General features: G+C 46.5%; 2 tRNA genes. Both read right to left on the bottom strand.

Annotated elements, in window-relative coordinates:
• Positions 1 to 265: 265 nt before the first annotated feature.
• Positions 266 to 341 (bottom strand) — tRNA-Ala (locus ACPV3A_RS37770).
• Between the two features lie 94 nt (positions 342 to 435).
• Positions 436 to 512: transfer RNA gene (locus ACPV3A_RS37765), tRNA-Ile, on the bottom strand.
• Positions 513 to 546 lie beyond the last annotated feature (34 nt).

Here is a 546-nt window from a genome sequence, read left to right as displayed (position 1 = left end):
GTTCGCCACGTCCTTCTTCGGCTCCTAGCGCCTAGGCATCCTCCGTGTGCTCTTAGTAGCTTAACCATCGCTTCATATTTGCCTGATTCTCTTCCCTTGTTACCAAAAGTCGTTCATCATGCAAATATTCCGCTCTATGCTACTCTTTATTTCTTGGTCAATCACTTGACACAAGTCGTTAGAGAAGGATATTTCTAATTGCGCAAATTCGTTTCGTTATCTAGTTTTCAAGGATCAATTGTATAACTTATAGATGAAATTAATTTGGTGGAGCCAAGGGGGATCGAACCCCTGACCTCCTGCGTGCAAGGCAGGCGCTCTCCCAGCTGAGCTATAGCCCCATAATTTCACTCCAAAAGTGAAGTATGGCTTCGAGGTTGATTCCGATTAACTACCGGAGGCCTCGTCACTTATCTTATGAAGTTAGTATTTATATGGTGGGCCCTAGTGGACTCGAACCACCGACCTCACCCTTATCAGGGGTGCGCTCTAACCAGCTGAGCTAAGGGCCCATATAAAATACGCTTGGCGACGTCCTACTCTCCC

The organism is Paenibacillus sp. Dod16 (genome assembly GCF_049893405.1).
Taxonomy (GTDB): domain Bacteria; phylum Bacillota; class Bacilli; order Paenibacillales; family Paenibacillaceae; genus Paenibacillus_AQ.
The sequence above is the reverse complement of the archived record's forward strand: the minus strand, read 5'-3'. Positions and strand labels throughout refer to the sequence as shown.